Origin of the sequence: Pseudoalteromonas sp. ESRF-bin5 (assembly GCF_002632075.1) — a bacterium.
Taxonomy (GTDB): domain Bacteria; phylum Pseudomonadota; class Gammaproteobacteria; order Enterobacterales; family Alteromonadaceae; genus Pseudoalteromonas; species Pseudoalteromonas marina.
On sequence record NZ_NTLW01000102.1, the window covers coordinates 1 to 22,110 of the forward strand.

The following is a 22,110-nucleotide window of genomic DNA, read 5'->3' on the forward strand; positions in this document are numbered from 1 at the left end:
TACCCATCAGATCAACCAGGCTATGGTTTTGCAGGCTGGATGAGCGATAGCAGCCAAGTACTTGCTTATAGCAAATATGATATTTGGGCGTTTAATGTAAACACCAATCAAGCTAAACGCTTAACAAATGGAAAGCAGACTAATACACAGTATCGCGTCATTAATCTTGATAGAAACCAGGTAGGCTTTAAACAAGATGAAACACTGCTAGTTACTGCTGTTGACCTTCAAACAAAGCAACGGGGGATTGCAAAGCTTGATTTAGAAAACACGACCATTACTGAAGTACTCAGTGGTGATAAACGTTTTGATATTGTTAAAAAGGCCAAGAAAGCAGATAAATACCTATTTACGGAACAGAGTTATCATCAGTTCCCAGATTTCTATCAAACCGACTTAAGCTTTTTAAGCACACAAAAAGTAACTGATTTGAACCCTCAAACCGCAAATTTTGCTTGGGGTGAAAAACCTGAACTGATTAGCTACAAAGGCTTTGATGGTGAAGACTTGCAAGGTGTTTTAATAAAACCTGACGGTTACAAAAAAGGCGATAAAGTGCCTGTTGTCGTTTATTTTTATCGTTACATGAGCCAGCGTATGTTTGATTTTCCTAAAATGGAGTTAAATCATCGCCCTAATTTCCCAATGTTTACATCAAATGGCTACGCCATCTTTTTACCTGATATTCGTTTTGAAATAGGTCACCCGGGCAAATCGTCAACGCAAACCATGATCAATGCTACCCAAAAGTTAATAGATCTTGGTATTGCCGATCCAAACAAAATTGGCTTGCAAGGTCACTCATGGGCCGGGTACCAAAGTGCATTTATGATCACCCAAACAGATATGTTTAAAGCGGTTGTATCAGGCGCGCCGGTATCTAACATGACCAGCGCATACAGTGGTATACGCTTAAAGTCAGGCCTTGCTCGCCAGTTTCAATACGAAACAGGACAAAGCCGCATAGGTAAAAACTTATTTGAGGCACCAGAGTTATATATTGAAAACTCACCCGTATTTTTTGCTGACAAGGTCAATACGCCAATTTTAATCATGTTTGGAGACAAAGATGATGCGGTGCCATGGCACGAAGGCGTACAGTATTATTTAGCACTTCGTCGTGCAGGCAAAGATGCCACTTTTTTACAGTATGAAGGTGAACCGCATCACCTTAAAAAATTCCCAAATCAGGTCGATTTTTCAGTCCGTATGATGCAGTACTTCGATCATTACCTAAAAGGTCAGCCTGCAGCTAAATGGATGATTGAAGGTGAAGCATTTATAAGTGAGTGAACTGAGACATTCATAAATAAACATGATAAAAGCTGATCAGGGTACTCTGACAGATAGAGGCCGATATTACTCAGTAATATCGGCCTCTAAATAGTCAATTATTTTTCCAGCAACAAAAAAGCCGCGATAATCGCGGCTTTTTTTAAATTACTAATAATTACAAACCAGCACGGTCTTTAATTACAGGAATAAGCGCAGAACCTGCGTGATTGCCTTCAGCCCAGGCTATGTCGGCACCGTCTGACAATGAACTTTTAGATAAGTTTTTAACAATATACTCACCTGCATCTACAGCATTGCTGGCAACAGCATGACGCAATAAGTTATTACCGTTACATTGAATAGAATCATATATGTTACGAATTTTTACACGAGAGCTTTTTAACTTACTACGTAAACGGTTTTTATCATCTGCTGCGATATACTCGCAAATAGATATTGCTAGTTGATCATCAGCTTTTACTGGAGCTGTGTAAGAAAGTGAAACTGCAGCGATAGCAGAAATAACAACTAACTTTGATAATTTAAACATTGTCGACCCTTGTTTGGTACTTTATTCCTACGTTAACTGGTTAATATTGTACCAACCTAGTTAACCTTTCGCAATAATGTTAGCAGTATTTATATAAAGTTACGAATTTATAACTATGTTTATTTTTTTCGTCTGGCTGTTTAGATTGCTCTTCTTTCACTTCCCAATTTGCAATAGCTTGGTAATCAGGGAACTGTGTATCGCCTTCAACATCGAGATCAATAAAGGTTAAATATAAGCGCTCAGCTTGTGTTAAAAACTGCTGATAAACATTTCCACCACCAATAATCATCACTTCTTCAACATCACAAACCAAGCTCAGCGCGGCCTCTGGGCTTGTTACCGTTTCAATACCTTCGGCCTTATATTCAGTGTTGCGCGTAATAATAATATTGCGTCTACCAGGTAAAGGACGGCCAATAGACTCAAAAGTTTTACGACCCATGATCACAGGCTTGCCTGTAGTAACGGCTTTAAAATGTTGGAGATCTGCAGGTAAATGCCACGGCATTTTATTATCAAGACCAATAACACGGTTATTTGCCATAGCGGCAATCATTGAAATAATCACATTAAATACCTAATACTTTACTATTAAAAAACAAAAAAGGAGCCTACGCTCCTTTTTATATTTAATGAAAATTAACGTTCGTAGACTACTTCTACATCGTAATCATCTTCATCCCAGTCATCCCAATCATCATCATCGCCTTTGGTGGCTTTTTGATGGTAGGTATCCCACTTAAATTCTATTTCTTCATCTTCAACTTGCTCAAACTTCTCTTTAGGCATGCTATCAAGCAATGTCATAATATCGTGTATAAGCGGTTGAGTATGCAGCTTGTTAATAGCTGAGATTTGATAAATATTTTCAGACTCACCTAGCTCTTGTGCAATCGCATCGCATAGTGCTTGTGCTTCATCTTCAGGTAACAAATCTATTTTATTAAATACTAACCAACGCGGCTTTTCTGCAAGTTTAGGGCTGTATTGATGCAGTTCGTTTATAATTGCAAACGCATTATCGACTGGGTTTGATCCATCTACAGGCATTACGTCAATAATGTGCAATAACACACGACAACGCTCTAAATGCTTTAAGAAGCGGATACCTAAACCGGCACCATCAGACGCACCTTCAATCAACCCAGGTATATCAGCTATTACAAATGACTTGTTAGCTTCCGGACGCACTACACCTAAATTAGGAATAAGCGTTGTAAATGGGTAATCAGCTACTTTTGGTCTTGCTGCTGACACACTGCGAATAAAGGTCGATTTACCAGCATTTGGCAAACCTAGTAAACCTACGTCAGCTAGCAATAGTAACTCTAATTTTAAGTTACGTACTTCACCGGGTGTACCTAGTGTTTTTTGACGAGGCGCTCGGTTAGTACTTGATTTAAAACGTGCATTCCCCAAGCCGTGGAAACCACCTTTTGCAACCAAAATTCGTTGACCATGTTGGGTCAAATCACCAAGCCCTTCTTGCGTATCAACATCGGTTATACGCGTACCCACAGGGACCATTACAAACAAGTCGTCTGCTTTTTTACCTGTACAGTTTCGGCTACGTCCGTTTGTACCGCGTTCAGCTCTGTGAAAGCGCTCAAACTGATAGTCAATCAGGGTATTTAAGTTTTCATCAGCTTGTAGATAAACACTACCACCGTCTCCACCGTCACCGCCGTCAGGCCCACCATCTGGGACATATTTTTCACGTCGGAAAGACACGATACCGCTTCCGCCGTCTCCGGCCTCTGCGCGAATTTCTACTTCATCTACAAACTTCATGATTACTCACTTTAGGGATTGGCTTGCTAATTTATACATTATATACCGAAGCCAAGCCGATTGCAGGCTTGGCTTTGGTATATATTTTTGTCTCAAAACAAAAAACCCCGCAAAGGCGGGGTTTTTTAACTACCTTACTGATTACTCAGTTACGATAGTTACGTATTTACGGTTTAAAGGACCTTTTTGTTCAAATTGAACTTTACCATCTGCTTTTGCAAAGATAGTGTGGTCTTTACCGATACCTACGTTTGTACCAGGGTGGAAACGTGTTCCACGCTGACGAACAATGATGCTACCCGCTAGAACTGATTCGCCACCAAAACGCTTAACACCTAGGCGTTTGCTTTCTGAATCGCGACCGTTACGAGTACTACCAGCTGCTTTTTTATGTGCCATTTCTAAGTACCTCTAATTAAGCGCTAATGCCAGTGATTTTAACTTCAGTGAACCATTGACGGTGGCCCATTTGCTTACGAGAATGCTTACGGCGTCTAAATTTAACAACCTTAATTTTCTCACCGCGACCATGTGAAACAACCTCTGCTGTTATCTTACCACCGTTTACGAACGGTACACCGATCTCGATCTTCTCACCATCAGCAACTAAAAGCACTGAATCAAATTCAACTGCCGCACCAGTTTCAACGTCTAATTTTTCAAGACGAATCGTTTGACCTTCAGTCACACGATGCTGTTTACCACCACTTTGGAAAACCGCGTACATAATTAACTCCGTCTGTGCACCCTCAAATCGGCGCAACTAAAATATTCTTCGATAGGGCGCGAAGTTTACGCTAACGCGAAATAACTAGCAAGCCTATTTTGTAATTAAAATGAATAAAAAGTAGCTGCTTTGAGAGCAATTCAATATTTTCTCTATTTTATATTAATTAAGCCTTTTGCCAAGCGCTTTTTAACTCTTTGCAAAAATAACCCTACTAATAAAATTACAACCTGCGTCGACCATTATTCAAACTCAAAAACCATCTTTCATCGTCTAGTAATTAAACACATTTGTGATTGAATTAAGCACTTATTAAGCACTTTAGGTAGGTTTTTTAAATCAATCGTCACAAAATATCGAGCTAGTGCGTTTTTTGTTGTACAATCTGCGCCGTTCACACATAAAAATTGGCTCGGAGATCAATGGATATAAAAGCTATCCAGGCGTTAATAGAAAGCGATATGAATGACGTCAATCAACTTATACATGCGCAAATGCGCTCAGAGGTGGCGTTAGTAAACCAACTTGGTTTATACATAGTTAATAGCGGCGGCAAACGCGTTCGCCCTATGTTGGCTATTTTAGCTGCCAAAGCGCTAGGTTATACTGGTAAAGACCACATTACACTTGCGACCATTGTTGAGTTTATTCACACCGCGACCTTATTACACGACGACGTTGTTGATGAGTCAAACTTACGCCGAGGCACCCCGACCGCTAACGCTGAATTTGGTAATGCTGCTAGCGTATTAGTTGGCGACTTTATATACACGCGCTCATTCCAGTTAATGGTTGGTTTAGGCAAAATGCAAATTATGCAAATACTCGCCGATGCTACCAATATCATTGCTGAAGGTGAAGTGCTGCAACTTATGAATTGCAACGATCCAGACACAACCGAAGCCAGCTACATGCAAGTTATTTACTCTAAAACGGCTAAGCTGTTTGAGGCTGCTACCGGGCTTGCTGCTATTATTACCAATAATGATGAAGCCACGCTCAATGCATTAAACTTATACGGTATGCACTTAGGTACGGCATTTCAACTTGTTGACGATGTGCTTGATTATAACGCCGATGCAGACCAGCTAGGTAAAAATATAGGCGATGATCTAGCCGAAGGTAAGCCTACCCTACCACTTATATATGCAATGCAACACGGTAATGCGCATCAAACACAGTTAATTCGTGATGCTATTGAGCACAGTAATGGTATGGAACATTTAGAAGAGATTTTATCTACGTTAAAACAAACCAATGCGCTTGAGTTTACAATGCAAAAAGCAGAGCTTGAAGCCGATAAAGCAATTGCTTGCTTAGATTTTTTACCAGAATCTGAATACAAGCACGCATTGGTAAGCTTAGCCCGTATAGCCGTTGACCGTGATCACTAGCCTTAACGAGCCTGTTATTTAACACTAATAGTAAATAACATTCGAGCAACAAAAAAGCCTGCAAATGCAGGCTTTTTTAATGCTCATTCTGGCTATTACGCCATGAAATCAACACCTTCTTTGATGTCTTTTTTCAGTGTCTCAAGCATATCGTTCTTCGCTTTTTCTTCAAATGCGCTTAGTTCGCCGTAAGAAAGAATTTCTTCAACGCCGTTTTTACCTAAACGTACTGGGTGTGCAAAATACTCTGCATCACCATCTTCAACAGCAACGTATGCGTAATCTACAACATCTTCACCTTGTAGGCCTTTAACTAAAGACATACAAAAACGTGCTGCAGCAGCACCCATTGATAATGTAGCTGAACCACCACCTGCTTTAGCATTTACTACTTCAGTACCTGCATTTTGGATACGTGGAGTAAGTGCAGCAACTTCGTCTTCAGTGAAAGTTACGCCTTCAACTTGAGAAAGTAGAGGAAGAATAGTTGTGCCAGAGTGACCACCAATTACTGGTACTTTAACTGTAGCAACGTCTACGCCTTTAAGTTCAGCAACAAATGCTTCTGAACGAATCACGTCAAGCGTAGTAATACCAAATACACGGCTTGCATCGTATGTGCCTGCTTTTTTGAACACTTCAGCAACAATCGGTACTGTGCCGTTTACTGGGTTAGTAATGATACCCACAAGTGCTTTAGGACAACTAGCTACAATGCCTTCAGCTAGTGTTTTGATGATACCGGCATTTACGTTAAATAAATCTGCACGATCCATACCTGGTTTACGTGGCATACCCGCTGGGATTAAAACAATATCAGCACCGTCAAGCGCTTTGTTTAAATCGTCTGCGCCAAAACCTGCTACTTTAACATCAGTTGGGATGTGTGATAGGTCAACAGCAACACCTGGTACAACTGGTGCAACATCGTAAAGTGATAATTCAGAACCAGCTGGTAAGCCTGTTTTTAATAGTAAAGACAATGCTTGACCGATACCGCCTGCAGCACCTAATACAGCAACTTTCATTGGAATTCTCCGTCATTTGAGGTAGGAAATACTTGTGGCCCTTAAGATAATGAAATTAGCGCCTAAAAACAAATTTATCGGACCTATTTTGCGATATTTTCGACCATAGTTGTAAACTTTGGTGGTTTATCGCATCAAACTGTCAAGTTGACTAAACAACTGCTGCATAATTATTCATTTTTGTGTACTATTTACAGCATAAATAACAATAATGAATAAAGACTATGCAACCTCAAGATAAACAAGAAGCATTGGTAAAAGCGTTTAAATCACTTTTAAAAGAAGAAAACTTTGGCTCTCAAGGCGAAATAGTTGATGCGCTTAAAGAGCAAGGCTTTGACAATATAAGCCAGAGTAAAGTGTCACGCATGTTAAGTAAGTTTGGTGCTGTGCGTACCCGCAACGCTAAACAAGAAATGGTTTACTGCCTACCCGCTGAAATGGGAGTGCCGACCGCTAAAAGCCCATTACGCCAGTTAGTCATTGATATTATGCATAATGAAATGATGATCATTATTCGCACCAGTCCAGGCGCTGCGCAGCTTATTGCCCGCTTACTTGACTCGTTAGGAAAGGCCGATGGTGTATTAGGTACTATTGCCGGAGACGATACTATATTTATTGCCCCAGCTAAAATTTCTGAAATAGACGTTACGCTTGAACGAGTACGTATTTTATTTGATACGGTTTAAATTTGCTTTAAAAACCCAACTGAGGGGGCAAAAAAAGCAGACCCCATATCGGCTTGAGTAAAATCAAGCCAATGGTCGTAACACTCCCCCTCTCCTAAACGGCTATTTAATACAGCCTCAAATGCAGTACCAGTACTTGCGCAGCTTATGCATAACATACCTTGCTCATAAACATCGCCATAAGGCATGCTTTGATTCAACAAAAGGGGTTGCCCCTCTTCATCTTTTAATTCGCTACGCGTGGCATGACTGGTATTTAATGCTGGGGTTATAAGCGTATTATCAAGTCGTGTACGGCCCATAATTTGCTCTTGCTCACTGAGCGATAAGTGCTGCCAAACAGTTAAGTCGTGTTTATAGCGCTGAACATGAATATAACTTCCCTGATCTTCAAAACAACCAGGTTTATTAATTAAAGCAGTTGAACGCTTTTTTCTTCCGTGTGGCATATCACCACCATAAATAAAACCATTAAAATCTCGGCCATCTAAAAAACGAAAGTTACGTATTTGCTCCACCAGCTCCACATCAGGTGCAAAAAGCTTTAAAACTTGCAATGCAAATAAGTGGTTTACGTCTTCTCTGTCTGAACGCACCTGCACAAACAAGTCGCACGGCTGAACACTCATTTGGTGATCTGCATGATTTATATTAGGAAAGCTTTGCAGCTCACTAGGAATATACTCAGGAAGAATATGAGGCCAATATTGGGCGCCAATGGCAACAACGCACGACAACATCGACTCTGAAAACTGATCATTAAACTCTTCTTCAATTGCGCTTACTTGTTTTAATTTAGCGCGCAATGATTCGTCTTGACCATCAAACACATTAAAAAATAAATGCAAACCATGCAGGTTTGCTTCAGCACAAATCCCAGATTGCGCTTGCGCCATTGTTATTCCTCAGTTTTACAGATATGTACACAGTGAATCACATTAACTATGATTCAAAAAAATTCACTGTGTGGGGTTTTATTTTTATTATAACCTGCTCATTGATTTCAAATGATTGGCCATATTGCGCTTCAACTTCAAGCGTTTGTTCGGCTATAACAACTTTATAAACATACGCAGAGCCAATAAAGCGACGACTTAATATTGTAGCCCGTTTACTGAGTTTGTCACTTTGACACTCTTGCAAAAGTTCAATTTGGTGAGGTCGCACATATAACTCACCACTACATGGATAGCAGCTCGTTTGCATATCTGACTCAACGGTGCCAAAAGGTGTTTTATATTCAGTAGCCGTTAATGCTTCTGCGGATAAGTATATGCCTTGACCTAGAAACTCTGCAACCACCTTTGACCTAGGAGCTGCAAAAAGCTGCTCTGGCGTACCTTGTTGGGCAATATTACCGCGGTCCATAATGGCAAGCGTGTCAGAAAAAGCAAAAGCTTCTTCTTTTGAATGGGTAACAAATACCGCTGATACTTGTTGCGCCTTAATAATACGGCGAATATCTGCAATTAATTCAAAACGAACTTGGGTATCTATATTTGAAAACGGCTCATCAAGAAGTAGTAAACTTGGTTTATAAGCCAACGCACGGGCAATTGCAACGCGTTGCTGCTGCCCACCAGAAAGCTGGTGAGGAAATCTATCTGCGCAACCAGACAAATGCACTAACTGAAGCATTTCATCCACACGCTGTTGTTTTTCGGATTGGCTCATTTTACCTAACCCAAACGCAATGTTATTTGCTACGCTTAGATGAGGAAACAACGCGTAATCTTGAAACATCATACCTATATTTCGGTGCTCTGGTGCAATAAATGTTGACCCATCACTTACCAGCTTGCCATCTATAAATACACTTCCGTGCTTGGCCTCAACTAAGCCTGCAATGGCTTTTAATGTGGTGGTTTTACCGCAGCCACTGGCACCAAGCAAGCATACAATCTCATCTTTACCCACGGTTAAGTCTAAGTTTTCGATCACCTTTGTACCGTTATAGTGATAGCTGACACCTTGCAAAATTAAACTACTCATTTAAGTGTGTTGCTCCATAGAACGATTAATAAAATACAAGGGGATAAATCCAACAATAACAATAGATAAAGCAGATATAGAAGCCAGCTCTAACTGCTCATCACTCACGTACTGAAAAACATGCGTTGCTAGACTTTCAAAGTTAAATGGTCTGAGTAATAACGCAGCAGGAAGTTCTTTCATGCATTCAATAAAAACGAGTAAGGCAGCTGTCAGTAAGCCTCTTCTTAATAAAGGTAGGTGCACTAAACGCAATGTTTGGCCTTGGCTTTTACCCATAGACTGGCTTGCCATATCAAGTGATGGACTAATACGCACAAAGCTCGACTCTATCGCTCCGTGAGCAATGGCATAAAACCGAACGACATAAGCAATCACAATAGTAAACACACTGCCTGTTAGTAACAAACCTATGTCTAAATTATAAGGCTCTAATACATTATTAATACTACTTTCTAACAGTGTTAGAGGTAATAAAACGGCAATTGCTAATACGGTGCCAGGCAGTGCATAGCCCGTACTCGCTAGTCGCCCAGGAACGAGAGGGTAAGACTGTGTTGCTATACGCTGATAAAAAACAACAAAAACACCTAATGCAATTGTTATTACGCTCACAACGCCTGCCACTTTTAGGCTTTGCCACGCATAATTAAAAAACTCAGCACTCCATGCTTTTTCAAAGTAGGTAATGGCGTAATTAAGTAATACTGCAATCGGGATCACAAAAGATACAAGTAAAACCGTGCCACAAAATGCCGTTGCTAACCAAGCCGACTTTCCCTTTAAAATATAAAGTGCTTCACTATTTACGCCCGATTGGCGTTCAAATACAGCTTGATTACGACGACTAAAGCGCTCTGCCATAAGCGCTAAAAAAAGTAGTAACAGCATGACACCTGATATTTTTGCAGCAGCAGTCAAGGAGTAATAACCAAACCATGTATCGTATACCGCGGTTGTGAGCGTGCTAACAGCAAAATAACTTACTGTTGCAAAATCGGCCATTGTTTCCATACTAATAAGCGCAAGGGCCGCAACAATAGAACCACGAGATAATACAAGACTCACTTTAAAAAAACTTTTAGTTGGGGAAAGTCCCATTAATTGACTTGCCTGTACCAATTTAAAAGACTGCTCTCTCAAAGCCGTTTTAAAAATTAAAAATAAGTATGGGTAAAGCACCAAGGCAATCATGACTATTGCGCCCGGCAGGGTACGTATATCAAAAAACCAATAGTCACTGGGAGATTGCCAGCCAAACCACTCCCTTAGAGTTATTTGCACGGGTCCTGCGTAATCAAGTAAATCAGTATACACGTAGGCAATAATGTAAGTAGGCATAGCAAGGGGCAGCATGAGCGCCCATTCAAAATGTTTTTTACCGGGAAAGTTACAATAAGCAGTTAGCCAACCAAGTGGCAACGCGATAACACTACTGAGTGCACACACACCCAATATAAGTAGTACAGTATTAGAAATGTAATCCCAAAGCACAGTGTCCCAAAGGTGAGTAAAAACCTCTGAGTTGCCTTGTAGCGATTCAAAAAGAAGGAAGAACAACGGGGCCGACAAAACTAAACCTGTCGACCACGCGAATAGCTGCCATTTAGACAGCTTAAATTTATAAGTCATTAAAGATCGAACTTCACCTCATCAATTAACTTAAGCGCTAACGGACGATATTTACTGATCTCATCAAGTGGCAAGCTATCTTCTTTAAAGCTGCCCCATGATGCAACCAAACTGGATAATTGCACACCAGGCTTAACTGGGTATTCCATATTAAGCGATGCATACATGTTTTGCGCTTTATTGTCGGTCATATACTCTATGAGTTTCAAGGCATTTTCAGGGTTTTTAGCATATTTAGTAATAACGGCCCCCGAAACATTAATATGTGAACCACGATTAATTTGATTAGGAAAATTAATGTGTACCGCCTCAGCCCATGTTTTTTGTTCTTCGTCTTGCAACATTTTACCTAAGTAGTAACTATTGCCTAACGCAAGATTACATAGCCCCTCTTTAACGGCTTTAACTTGAGCACGGTCATTGCCTTGTGGTTTACGTGCTAAATTAGCCTTGACGCCTTCAAGCCATGTTTTAGTTTGCGCTTCACCGTGATGCGCAATCATTGAAGCAACTAACCCTAGGTTATACGGATGTTTACCTGAACGAGTACAAATTTGCCCTTTATACTTTGGATCGGCTAGTTCTTCGTAAGTGAGCTTTGGTAATGCGCCCAAACGATCTTTCGACGAATATACATTTCGCACGCGTTTTGTTAGCGCGACCCATTGGCCATCTCCATCTCGAAAAGCAGAAGGTACGTTAGCATTTACATTAGTACTATTAATTGTTTGAGTTAAGTTTAAATCTTCCAATTGAATGAGTGCACTAAAATTAGAAGTAAGAACTAAATCAGCTTTACTATGTTTACCTTCGCGTTTTACACGCTCGATTAAGCCTTTTTTAGCAAACACAACATTTGTTTTGATACCGGTTTGTTTTGTAAAATCGTCTAAAATAGGTTGTATTAAAAAAGGTTGGCGAAAAGAGTAAATATTAACAACATCATTTGCAAAGGCTGGCGCCGATACGATAAACCCTAAAGCGATAGCGAGTGTTTTCTTCATTATTCCACCTAAATAGTAATTATTATCAATAATTCTACCGTGAACAGTTAAAAAGTGCACACCCTAAATACCCATAAATACTAAAAAAGCGTCCAAAACAGAAATACCCTGTAAGAGATATCTCACGGAAGTGGCAGCTTATAAGTAAAACGCCGATTAAATACCTAGCAAAAACAACATAAGCCATTGATATTTAATACCTATATAGTATTTAACAATAATAATACATAAACTATTTAGGGTTTTTGCCCTACTTTAGTTGGACCATTCACCTATAATTACCTCATCAACTAAGCAATGACGCTTAACGAGTAAAAGGACAGGGATCAATTACTCGCAAACCAGTGACTGGTTATGAAGGATAACACGGAGTTAGGACAGGCTCAGGATGAGTATCGCAACGGAGTGTTAATAAACGGACAGCATCAGGAAGATGCACACAGGAGTGCAACATTGGAGTGTTGCTTAACAGGAAGTTGAAGGAATATAAAGGACAGGCCTTAACAGGCAACACAATGGACTGATAACAACACGGAAGCACTAGGACGTGCAAATGAAGGATTTGGTAATAGGTTTTACCGCAACAGGACGTATAGGAATAAAGGAGATAAGCCCGGATTGGCTTATATTGCATAGAACTAAAAAGTAATATAGCAATAAACATGGAACAGTAAAAATTGGAGTTGATTAAGTTCAATTGCAGGATGCAGAAAATTAGAAGATTCCGCAAGCGCGCCTAGAGATAGAGCGCGCTTTTCTTTGACCTAAATTTAATACTACCACTCAATACAATCGGTATTAAAGAGACTCTGGTCTGCCTTTATTTCGTTTTCCCATAAGATACGCATCTCTAAACTTTATAAAGTGATCCTCAAGCTTTTTAGCTGCATCCATTTCACCCGCGAGTGCTAGCACTAAAATACCTACTTCAGCTGTGCCTAATTGATGCGCATGAGGCGCAACTCGTAAGCGATAATCTGATAACTTATCAGCTGTAATAGACAATACGGGCAAGTTATCTAAATATGGGCTTTTACGAATCATTTTTTTCGCTTCACGCCATGTACCATCTAAAAATATGAATAGCGGCTTTTTATTAGGCTCAATATTCACTTGCGTAATAGCTCGCCCCTCTTCTACATCCTCAGCAGGAAAAATAACCATTGGCTGATATTGCTCATCATTAATAAGCGCTATTAGCGCATCATCTGGATTAGTTCTATCCCATTTAAAAGCATGGTTATCGGGTATAATTTCGGCAATTAAACGCCCCGTATTTGAAGGTTTAAAACTTTCGTTATGGTACATCAATAAACACACTGCAGCATCGCACTGCGCTTTCTCTACGCCTTCACAAATACAGTAGTGCTTTGCAATTAAGCATTGCTCACAACGTGCTAACTTAGCGCCACGGGCATTAAATTCGCGACGAGATTCACTAATTTGCTGAGCGCGTAATAGCAGTACTGAATTATGAGAAGAGTGAGTCACAGTGATTAATTACCTTAAATTTGATCGGCGCATATTGTAGCTAAAAACGTGATGAATAGATATCAGCTATCAGCTATCAGCTATCAGCTATCAGCTATCAGCTATCAGCTATCAGCTATCAGCTATCAGCTATCAGCTCAAAATAAAATGGCATTTTATTAAAGCAAGTTTTGTTTATGTTTGGATTCACAGCTATAAAACAAAAAACCCAAGCCGAAGCTTGGGTTTTAAAAAAGCGTTGCTAGTTAAAAGAACTTACTTCTTCTTTTTAACTGCTTTTTTGTTTGGTAAATCAGTGATTGAACCTTCAAAAATTTCAGCTGCAAGGCCAATTGATTCGTTCAATGTTGGGTGAGCATGAATAGTAAGTGCTAAGTCTTCACCATCTGCACCCATTTCAATACCTAAACCGATTTCGCCAAGCATTTCGCCCGCGTTAATACCAATCATAGCACCACCTATTATACGGCCACTTTCTTTATCAAAGATAAGCTTAGTAGAACCCTCAGTACGAGAAGATGCAATTGCACGACCTGAAGCAGCCCACGGGAATACCGCAGTTTCAATGCTTAAACCTTGCTCTTTAGCTTCTTTCTCAGTAACACCTACCCATGCAATTTCTGGGTCAGTGTAGGCAATTGAAGGAATACATTTAGGGTCGAAGAAGTGCTTCTGACCAGAGATAACCTCTGCAGCAACATGACCTTCATGAACCGCTTTATGCGCAAGCATAGGCTGGCCAACTAAGTCACCAATTGCAAAAATATTGCTTACATTAGTACGTAACTGTTTATCAACGTTAATAAAACCACGCTCATCTACATTTACGCCTGCTTTTTCAGCATCAAGTAAATTACCGTTAGGCGTACGACCTACTGCAACAAGTACTTTGTCGTAACGTACTGGCTCAGCTGGTGCATTTTTACCTTCAAATGTAACGTATAAGCCATCGTCTTTCGCTTCAACAGCAACAACTTTAGTTGAAAGCATAACGTTAAACTTATCGCTTACGTATTTTTGGTAAATTTTGATAATATCTTTATCAGCTGCAGGAACTAATTGATCAGCAAATTCTACTACATCAATGACAGAACCTAATGCGCGGTAAACAGTTCCCATTTCAAGACCGATGATACCACCGCCTAAAACAAGTAGTTTTTCAGGAATATCTTTAAGCTCTAATGCGCCAGTTGAGTCAATTACACGGTCATCTTCTGGGATGAAAGGTAAATTAACTGGTTTTGAACCTGCGGCAATAATAGCATTGTCGAACGTGATAGTAGTTGTACCGTCAGCACCTTCAACAGCTAAAGTGTTGCTACCAGTAAATTTACCATAGCCTGGTACAACTTTAACTTTACGCATTTTAGCCATGCCGTCTAAGCCGCCCGTAAGCTGACCAACAACAGACTCTTTCCAAGAACGGATTTTGTCTAAGTCAATTTGCGGTGCACCAAAAGTAACACCATGAGATGACATTTCTGCAGCGTCATCAATTACTTTAGCTACGTGTAAAAGTGCTTTTGAAGGAATACAACCAACATTAAGACATACGCCGCCTAATGTTTCACGCGATTCTACTAATGTAACTTCTAAGCCCAAGTCAGCAGCACGGAAAGCCGCAGAGTAACCACCAGGACCACCGCCTAGTACAACAACTTGAGTTTTTAATTCGTTGCTCATGCTATTACCTTAATTGTTTGAACGGGACACTGCCCTAAAATTTAACTGCCATGTTTCTGCATGGGCAGAAAATCAGAGCAATTCACAAATAGTGCAAAGATTGTATCATTGCATATAGTAAAAATCCCAGCTAAAAACAACTGGCTGGGATTTGATTTTGTTCATATTGTAGCGATTACATCACTAATTGACGTATGTCGCTCATGTAGCTAGCAAGCGTTGCGGTAAAGCGTGCAGCTAGAGCACCGTCAATCACACGGTGATCGTATGACATAGACAACGGAACCATTAATTTAGGCTCAAAGTCTTTACCATTCCACTTAGGTTTCATTTCAGATTTAGATACACCTAAAATAGCAACCTCTGGTGCGTTAACAATTGGCGTAAATGCCGTACCACCAATACCGCCTAAACTTGAAATAGTAAAACAACCGCCTTGCATATCTGATGCAGTTAGCTTGCCTTCACGCGCTTTTTTAGACACTTCCATTAGCTCACGAGATAGCTCAATAATGCCTTTTTTGTCCACGTCTTTAAACACTGGAACAACTAAGCCATTAGGTGTATCTACCGCAACACCAATATTAATGTACTTTTTAAGAATCAAGCTTTCGCCATCTTCAGACAGCGACGAGTTAAACGTTGGGAACTCAGCAAGTACTTTAGCCGCAGCTTTCATCACAAACACTAGTGGTGTGATTTTAACGCCAAGCTTTTTCTTCTCGCTTAATACGTTTTGCTCTTTACGGAATACTTCAAGGCTTGTGATATCTGCTTCGTCAAACTGTGTAACATGCGGTATTTGTACCCAGTTACGGTGTAAGTTTTTACCCGATAGCTTTTGGATGCGAGACAGTTTTTTCTCTTCAATTTCACCAAATTTAGCAAAATCTACTTTTGGCCAAGGAATTAAGCCAAGCTCACTGCCACCAGCATTACCTGCTGATGCTGAAACTTGACCAGACTCAACTTGCTTCACTAAGCTTTTAACATAGTTTTGCACGTCTTCTTTAACCACACGGTTTTTACGACCCGTGCCTTTTACGTTCGCTAAGTTAATACCAAACTCACGTGCTAAACGACGAACAACGGGCGATGCATGAGCATACGCGCTATTGTTTTCAAAACTTTCGTTGCTAACTTTAGCGGCAGGTGCAGCCTGTGCTGGCGCAGACTCGGTTTTTGCAGGTGCCGCCGCTGGCTTTTGTTCAGCCGGTGCTGAAGCTTTTGCAGGTGCACTGCCTGCAACTTCAAATACAAAAATAAGTGAACCAGTTTTTACTTTATCGCCCGCTGCTACTTTAATTTCTTTAACTGTACCTGCAAATGGCGCTGGTACTTCCATAGCTGCTTTGTCGCCTTCAACGTTTAAGATAGATTGCTCTTCTTCAACGGTATCACCAACAGCAACCATGATTTCAGTTACTTCAACTTCGTCATCGCCAATATCAGGGACGTTTACTTCTTTTGTGCTTGGCTCGGCGCTTTGAGCAGTCTCTGCTGGCGCAGATTCTTGCTTAGATGCATCTGATGCAGATGCGCTCGAACCTGCAACTTCAAAAACAAATACTAATGAACCTGTTTTTACTGTATCGCCAGTAGCTACTTTAATCTCTTTTACAGTACCAGCAAACGGTGCTGGTACTTCCATAGCCGCTTTGTCGCCTTCAACGTTTAGGATAGATTGCTCTTCCTCAACGGTATCGCCAACAGCAACCATGATTTCAGTTACCTCAACTTCGTCATCACCAATATCTGGTACGGTTACTTCTTTAGTTGAAGAACCTGAAGCGTGAGCTGGTGCCGCCGATTCAGCGGGTGCTTCAGGTGCTGAATCAGCACCTGCACTTTCGCCTTCAAATATAAATACTAAAGAGCCCGTTGTTACTGTATCGCCAACATTTACTTTAATTTCTTTTACAGTACCCGCTTGCGCAGCAGGTACTTCCATTGAGGCTTTGTCGCCTTCAACTGTCAGTAAAGATTGGTCAACATCTACTTTGTCACCAACGCTTACTAAGATTTCGGTTACTTCTACGTCATCGCCACCGATATCTGGAACATTAATTTCAATACTCATTACAAACCTCTTATGCGTACAGTGGGTTTAGTTTATTTGTGTCGATGTCGAATTTCTTAAGCGCGTCAACAACAACAGACTTTTCAACTTCACCGCGTTTAGCAAGTTCAGATAACGTAGCAACAACAACGTAGCTTGCGTTAACTTCAAAATGACGACGTAAGTTTTCACGGCTATCAGAACGACCGTAACCATCTGTACCTAACACTTTATAATTGTTGCTAGGAATAAATGAACGCGCTTGTTCTGCGTAGTTTTTCATGTAATCGGTAGCGGCAACAGTTACTGAGTCGTTTAATACACTCGTGATGTAAGCTGTTTTTTGCTCGCTTTCTGGGTTAAGCATGTTGAAACGCTCAACATCTTGACCATCACGCGTAAGCTCATTAAATGACGTTACAGAGTAAACGTCTGATGCAATGCCGTAATCATCACTTAAAATTGCAGCCGCTTTACGCACTTCAGTCATGATAGTACCTGAGCTTAATAACTGTACGTTGGCTTTTTTGCCTTCGTAGCTTTCAAGCTTATAAATACCTTTACGAATACCTTCTTCAGCGCCTTCTGGCATAGCTGGCTGATGATAGTTTTCGTTCATTAGCGTTAGGTAGTAGTAAATATTTTCTTGGTCGTCACCGTACATACGACGAATACCATCTTGTACAATTACAGCAACTTCAAATGCGTAAGTCGGGTCGTAAGAAATACAGTTAGGAACCGTGTTTGCAAGAATATGGCTGTGGCCATCTTCATGCTGTAGACCTTCACCATTTAGCGTAGTACGACCAGCCGTAGCACCTAATAAGAAACCACGTGCTTGCTGGTCTCCCGCCATCCATGCCATGTCGCCAACACGTTGGAAACCAAACATAGAGTAGTAAATGTAGAATGGGATCATTGGTAAATCATTCGTGCTGTATGATGTTGCAGCAGCAACCCATGACGACATTGCACCTAACTCATTAATACCCTCTTGAAGTACTTGCCCTGATGTAGCTTCTTTATAATAAGAAACAATATCACGGTCTTGAGGTGTGTAGTTTTGGCCATGTGGGTTGTAAATACCGATTTGACGGAATAAACCTTCCATACCAAAGGTACGTGCTTCATCGGCAATAATTGGTACAATGTTTTTACCAATGCCTTTGTCTTTTAATAAAATATTAAGTGCACGAACAAAGCCCATTGTGGTTGAAATATCACGTTTTTGCTCTTCAAGTAGTGGTTTAAATGCTGCTACTTCTGGCAACTGTAATTTTTCAGAAAACTTAGCTATGCGAGTTGGTGTATAACCTTCTAAGTCTTTACGACGAGCGTGTAAGTATTTGTACTCTTCAGAGCTTTCATCAAGCTCTAAGTAAGGTAAGTCTTTAATTGCTTCTTCAGAGACTAAGTCTTGTAGGCCTAAACGGTCACGTAAGTGTTCAACATGGCTCATGTCCATTTTTTTCACTTGGTGCGCAATGTTTTTACCTTCAGCAGCTTCACCCATGCCGTAACCTTTTACAGTTTTAGCAAGTATCACAGTCGGACGGTCGTTAGTTTGCTCGGCCTTTTTAAATGCAGCATAAAGTTTTGATGGCTCATGACCACCACGCTTAAGTGCAAAAATTTCGTCATCCGTCATATCAGCAACAAGGGCTGCTGTTTCTGGGTAACGACCAAAGAAATGCTCACGAACGTACGCGCCATCTTTTGCTTTATATGTTTGGTAATCACCGTCAATTGTTTCGTTCATCAATTGTAGTAATTTACCTGTTGTATCTTTAGCTAGCAGAATATCCCAACCGCTTCCCCATACAACTTTAATTACGTTCCAACCAGCGCCTTTAAATAGGCCTTCTAGTTCTTGAATAATTTTGCCATTACCCATTACTGGGCCATCTAGACGCTGTAAGTTACAGTTAATTAAGTAACATAGGTTGTCTAGCTTTTCACGTGCAGCAAAAGAGATTGCGCCGCGTGATTCTGGCTCATCCATTTCACCATCACCTAAAAACGCGTATACACGTTGGTTTTTAGTGTCTTTTAAACCGCGGCCGTCTAGGTATTTTAAGAAACGCGCTTGGTAAATAGATGCAATTGGGCCTAAACCCATTGATACTGTAGGGAACTGCCAAAATTCAGGCATTAATTTAGGGTGTGGGTACGACGGTAAACCTTTGCCATCTACTTCTTGGCGGAAGTTGTCTAGTTGAGCTGCGCTTAAACGGCCTTCAACAAATGCACGCGCGTAAATACCCGGAGAAATATGACCTTGGTAATAAACTAAGTCACCACCGTCCACCTCGTTTGGCGCTTTAAAAAAGTGGTTAAAACACACTTCATAAAATGCTGCTGACGATTGGTAAGACGCCATATGGCCGCCTAAGTCGAGATCTTTTTTAGATGCACGCAGAACGATCATAATCGCGTTCCAACGAATAATTGAACGAATACGGCGTTCAAGGTTCACATCACCTGGGTAAGCAGGTTCTTGATCTACAGGAATAGTATTAACGTAGTTCGTGGTAATACCCGTTGGCATATCAACGCCGTCTAAGCGGGCTTGCTCTAATACTTGCTCAAGTAAGTACTGAGCTCGTTCAAGACCTTCTTCGCGCACAACTGATTCAAGAGCTTGTAACCACTCTTGTGTTTCTAGCGCGTCTACGTCAATTTTATTGACTTCAGACATATGGAGGTTTCCTTATGTTTAAAATACGAATGTTGTTAATTTAATACAACTGATACTTAAGTTAGTGTGTTCAAGTAATAGAGTATTAGCTTAATTTTGTTTTGTGCGTCTTAAACTACGTTCAATTCGCGAATATTCTTTGCCCGCTTCAAGTAATGCTTCTTCAATAAACGCTAAATGCGCATTACTTGCTAAACGAGCTTGTTCTGGATTGCCGTCAATAACCGCATCCATTAACAAACGTCTGTGCTCGGCTAACTGACTGCTAATATCAGGTTTCTCTAATAAAACCGTTAAATTTTGCAATACGTTTTGCTCAAGCAACGCCTGCATACCTCTCACCAAGTGCAATAACACAACATTATGTGAGGCCTCAGCCACACTAAAATGAAAGGCATTAATTGCTTTTGCTTTTTGCTGTAGGTCATCATGCGAAAGCGCAATTTTATCAAAGCTTTGTTTTACTTTAGTAAAATCGTTACTTGTACCTCGCAGTGCTGCGTAGTAAGCAGCAATACCTTCTAAAGCATGACGAAATTCGAGCAAATCAAATTGTGACTCAGGGTGTTTACTTATCAGTTCAAACAACGGATCAGTTAACCCTTCTTCCAGCTGATTTTTTACAAACGTACCACCGCCTTGTCGACGCGTAACTAGCCCTTTTGCTTCTAACTTTTGAATGGCCTCGCGCAGCGAAGGACGAGACACTTCAAACTGTTTTGCTAGTTCACGCTCTGGAGGCAGCTTTTCTCCTGGTGCTAACGATCCCTCAAGAATCATATTCTCAAGTTGTTGTAAAATAACATCAGATAGTTTTGCTGCTTTAATCTTTAAAGACATGAATCAACGTCCGCGTTGTATAAATACCAAGCCCTAAAACTGGGGCTCAAAGTTATAAGATTTACCCAAAAGGTAAATTGGTCATACCAAGAATTTGCAATACGTTATCAAAAACCCATATAGCTGTCAATTTACAGGTTACTTGTACGGGGATATTAGCGTAACGCATTTTTAACGAAGATCAAACAATACACAATATAGCTTAGTTTTGAGAGGCTAGTAAGCTGGCCATTCAAATGGTCTGACCAGATAAATTTAGAGTTTTAACTCTATTTTAAGGAAGGTTCTAATCGCTACGTTTTAAGCGTTTTAAATAGGAAAGGAAGCCAAAACCAAAGCACTTTAGCGTAAATAAGTGCTTTGCCTTTAAATTGGCTTCAAAAAATAAGGTGTTAAGACAAACCGCCAAACAAAGTAAGTAATGCAATTAAAACTAAATAAAATAGTACATTACGCTTAACTAACTTAATCATACACGTTGCCTCGTAAGTGCAACCATAATAACGCTTTTCTACTTGCTCTGCTGCAAGCGCAGTATAAGTGACGACCTTTCGGTTAGGGCTTGAAAAATCAAGCGCGTAATGTAACCAGCAGCTCGTTCCTTTATTAAAGTTACCAATTACTAAGTAACCAAAACTTGCTATACGTGCCGGTAACCAATCTAACCAAAACAGTAATTTATGTATTAGCTTAAAATGTTTAGCAAATATCACTTTGTGGTTGTCTCGCACTAAATCGGCAAAGGTACGTACAAGGGCATATAAAACAGCCCCCGGCGCACCTAAAACCACAAACCAAAAAATAACGGCACAGTAAAATCTAAAATTTACCCAAGCAAGTGTTTGCCCAAAGGTTTCACCGCCTTTTTGATCTTCAGTACGTTTTTGCCCCATTTGCAATGCATATAAAGACGCCGCAGTACCATCATCGCGTGTAAGTGCGTTTAAATATGCTTTATATAAAGCACGTTGCTTTGCACAGCCAAAACAAACAAGTAAAACAGCAATATTAATGGCCAACTCCCACAAAACAAATTCCGACAAATTGTAAATACATGCCATAGCAACTACAGGTAAAAATAGCCAAATTAAAAAACCCATTGCCGAACTAAATAAACCGTTACTGGCAAGTAAGCGGTTGGAGCGTTTTAAATAGCCATTAGCGTAATAGCTTATTTGCCAATAGTTAGCTCGCGCCCCTAAACGCTCTAAAATTAACGCTAAAATAATAGAAACTAAAATCATGATAGTG

Annotated in this window: 19 protein-coding genes; 3 read left to right on the forward strand and 16 right to left on the reverse strand. The window is 40.4% G+C overall.

Going from position 1 to position 22,110, the window contains the following annotated elements:
* The coding region (locus BCG07_RS05000; RefSeq protein WP_286889047.1) for an alpha/beta hydrolase family protein at positions 1-1,293 on the forward strand (1,293 nt) is incomplete at its 5' end.
* 157 nt (positions 1,294-1,450) lie between these two features.
* Here BCG07_RS05000 and BCG07_RS05005 read toward each other — a convergent pair.
* The 5 genes from BCG07_RS05005 to rplU all read right to left on the reverse strand — a co-directional run bounded on the left by BCG07_RS05005 (position 1,451) and on the right by rplU (position 4,346).
* Complete coding sequence (locus tag BCG07_RS05005) at positions 1,451-1,825, reverse strand: DUF3718 domain-containing protein (protein ID WP_008131132.1); 375 nt, start codon at positions 1,823-1,825, stop codon at positions 1,451-1,453.
* A 79-nt stretch (positions 1,826-1,904) separates the two neighbouring features.
* Positions 1,905-2,396: a type 3 dihydrofolate reductase gene (gene folA / locus BCG07_RS05010; protein ID WP_243531704.1), complete on the reverse strand. Its 492-nt coding sequence runs from the start codon at positions 2,394-2,396 to the stop codon at positions 1,905-1,907.
* Between the two features lie 71 nt (positions 2,397-2,467).
* Positions 2,468-3,619 (reverse strand): Obg family GTPase CgtA, encoded by a 1,152-nt coding sequence (cgtA, locus tag BCG07_RS05015; RefSeq protein WP_006794537.1) that lies wholly within the window; start codon positions 3,617-3,619, stop codon positions 2,468-2,470.
* 141 nt (positions 3,620-3,760) lie between these two features.
* Positions 3,761-4,018, reverse strand: coding sequence for a 50S ribosomal protein L27 (rpmA, locus tag BCG07_RS05020; RefSeq protein WP_002957747.1), 258 nt, complete (start codon positions 4,016-4,018; stop codon positions 3,761-3,763).
* A 16-nt stretch (positions 4,019-4,034) separates the two neighbouring features.
* A complete protein-coding gene (rplU, locus tag BCG07_RS05025) occupies positions 4,035-4,346 on the reverse strand; it encodes a 50S ribosomal protein L21 (RefSeq protein WP_006794538.1) in 312 nt (103 codons plus the stop codon).
* A gap of 422 nt (positions 4,347-4,768) precedes the next feature.
* Between rplU and ispB the strand changes: the two genes are divergently transcribed.
* Positions 4,769-5,740, forward strand: coding sequence for an octaprenyl diphosphate synthase (gene ispB, locus BCG07_RS05030; protein ID WP_008131122.1), 972 nt, complete (start codon positions 4,769-4,771; stop codon positions 5,738-5,740).
* A gap of 95 nt (positions 5,741-5,835) precedes the next feature.
* Here the strand turns inward: ispB and mdh are convergent, their stop codons facing one another.
* Positions 5,836-6,768, reverse strand: a complete 933-nt coding sequence (gene mdh / locus BCG07_RS05035; RefSeq protein WP_006794540.1) for a malate dehydrogenase — start codon at positions 6,766-6,768, stop codon at positions 5,836-5,838.
* A 224-nt stretch (positions 6,769-6,992) separates the two neighbouring features.
* On the opposite strand from mdh, the gene argR reads away from it, so the two are divergent.
* Positions 6,993-7,460, forward strand: coding sequence for a transcriptional regulator ArgR (gene argR / locus BCG07_RS05040; RefSeq protein WP_006794541.1), 468 nt, complete (start codon positions 6,993-6,995; stop codon positions 7,458-7,460).
* Here the strand turns inward: argR and BCG07_RS05045 are convergent.
* From BCG07_RS05045 to ampE, 10 genes are all read right to left on the reverse strand, one after another.
* Entirely contained in the window at positions 7,457-8,356 is a 900-nt protein-coding gene (locus tag BCG07_RS05045) for a Dyp-type peroxidase (protein ID WP_006794542.1), read from the reverse strand. The genes argR and BCG07_RS05045 overlap by 4 nt on opposite strands.
* Positions 8,357-8,402: 46 nt before the next feature.
* Positions 8,403-9,452 (reverse strand): ABC transporter ATP-binding protein, encoded by a 1,050-nt coding sequence (locus BCG07_RS05050; RefSeq protein ID WP_243531707.1) that lies wholly within the window; start codon positions 9,450-9,452, stop codon positions 8,403-8,405.
* On the reverse strand, positions 9,453-11,084 hold the full coding sequence (locus BCG07_RS05055; protein WP_008131115.1) for an ABC transporter permease: 1,632 nt from the start codon (positions 11,082-11,084) through the stop codon (positions 9,453-9,455).
* On the reverse strand, positions 11,084-12,088 hold the full coding sequence (locus BCG07_RS05060) for a Fe(3+) ABC transporter substrate-binding protein (protein ID WP_286889061.1): 1,005 nt from the start codon (positions 12,086-12,088) through the stop codon (positions 11,084-11,086). Before BCG07_RS05060 ends, BCG07_RS05055 begins: the two co-directional genes overlap by 1 nt.
* A gap of 798 nt (positions 12,089-12,886) precedes the next feature.
* Positions 12,887-13,579, reverse strand: coding sequence for a tRNA-uridine aminocarboxypropyltransferase (locus BCG07_RS05065; RefSeq protein WP_203985152.1), 693 nt, complete (start codon positions 13,577-13,579; stop codon positions 12,887-12,889).
* Between the two features lie 255 nt (positions 13,580-13,834).
* Positions 13,835-15,262, reverse strand: coding sequence for a dihydrolipoyl dehydrogenase (gene lpdA / locus BCG07_RS05070; protein ID WP_286889063.1), 1,428 nt, complete (start codon positions 15,260-15,262; stop codon positions 13,835-13,837).
* Between the two features lie 175 nt (positions 15,263-15,437).
* A complete protein-coding gene (aceF, locus tag BCG07_RS05075; RefSeq protein WP_286889064.1) occupies positions 15,438-17,342 on the reverse strand; it encodes a pyruvate dehydrogenase complex dihydrolipoyllysine-residue acetyltransferase in 1,905 nt (634 codons plus the stop codon).
* A 10-nt stretch (positions 17,343-17,352) separates the two neighbouring features.
* On the reverse strand, positions 17,353-20,019 hold the full coding sequence (gene aceE, locus BCG07_RS05080) for a pyruvate dehydrogenase (acetyl-transferring), homodimeric type (protein ID WP_286889066.1): 2,667 nt from the start codon (positions 20,017-20,019) through the stop codon (positions 17,353-17,355).
* Positions 20,020-20,109: 90 nt separating this feature from the next.
* Positions 20,110-20,859, reverse strand: a complete 750-nt coding sequence (pdhR, locus tag BCG07_RS05085; RefSeq protein ID WP_006794551.1) for a pyruvate dehydrogenase complex transcriptional repressor PdhR — start codon at positions 20,857-20,859, stop codon at positions 20,110-20,112.
* 392 nt (positions 20,860-21,251) lie between these two features.
* Positions 21,252-22,103: a beta-lactamase regulator AmpE gene (gene ampE, locus BCG07_RS05090; RefSeq protein WP_008131099.1), complete on the reverse strand. Its 852-nt coding sequence runs from the start codon at positions 22,101-22,103 to the stop codon at positions 21,252-21,254.
* Positions 22,104-22,110: the final 7 nt, after the last annotated feature.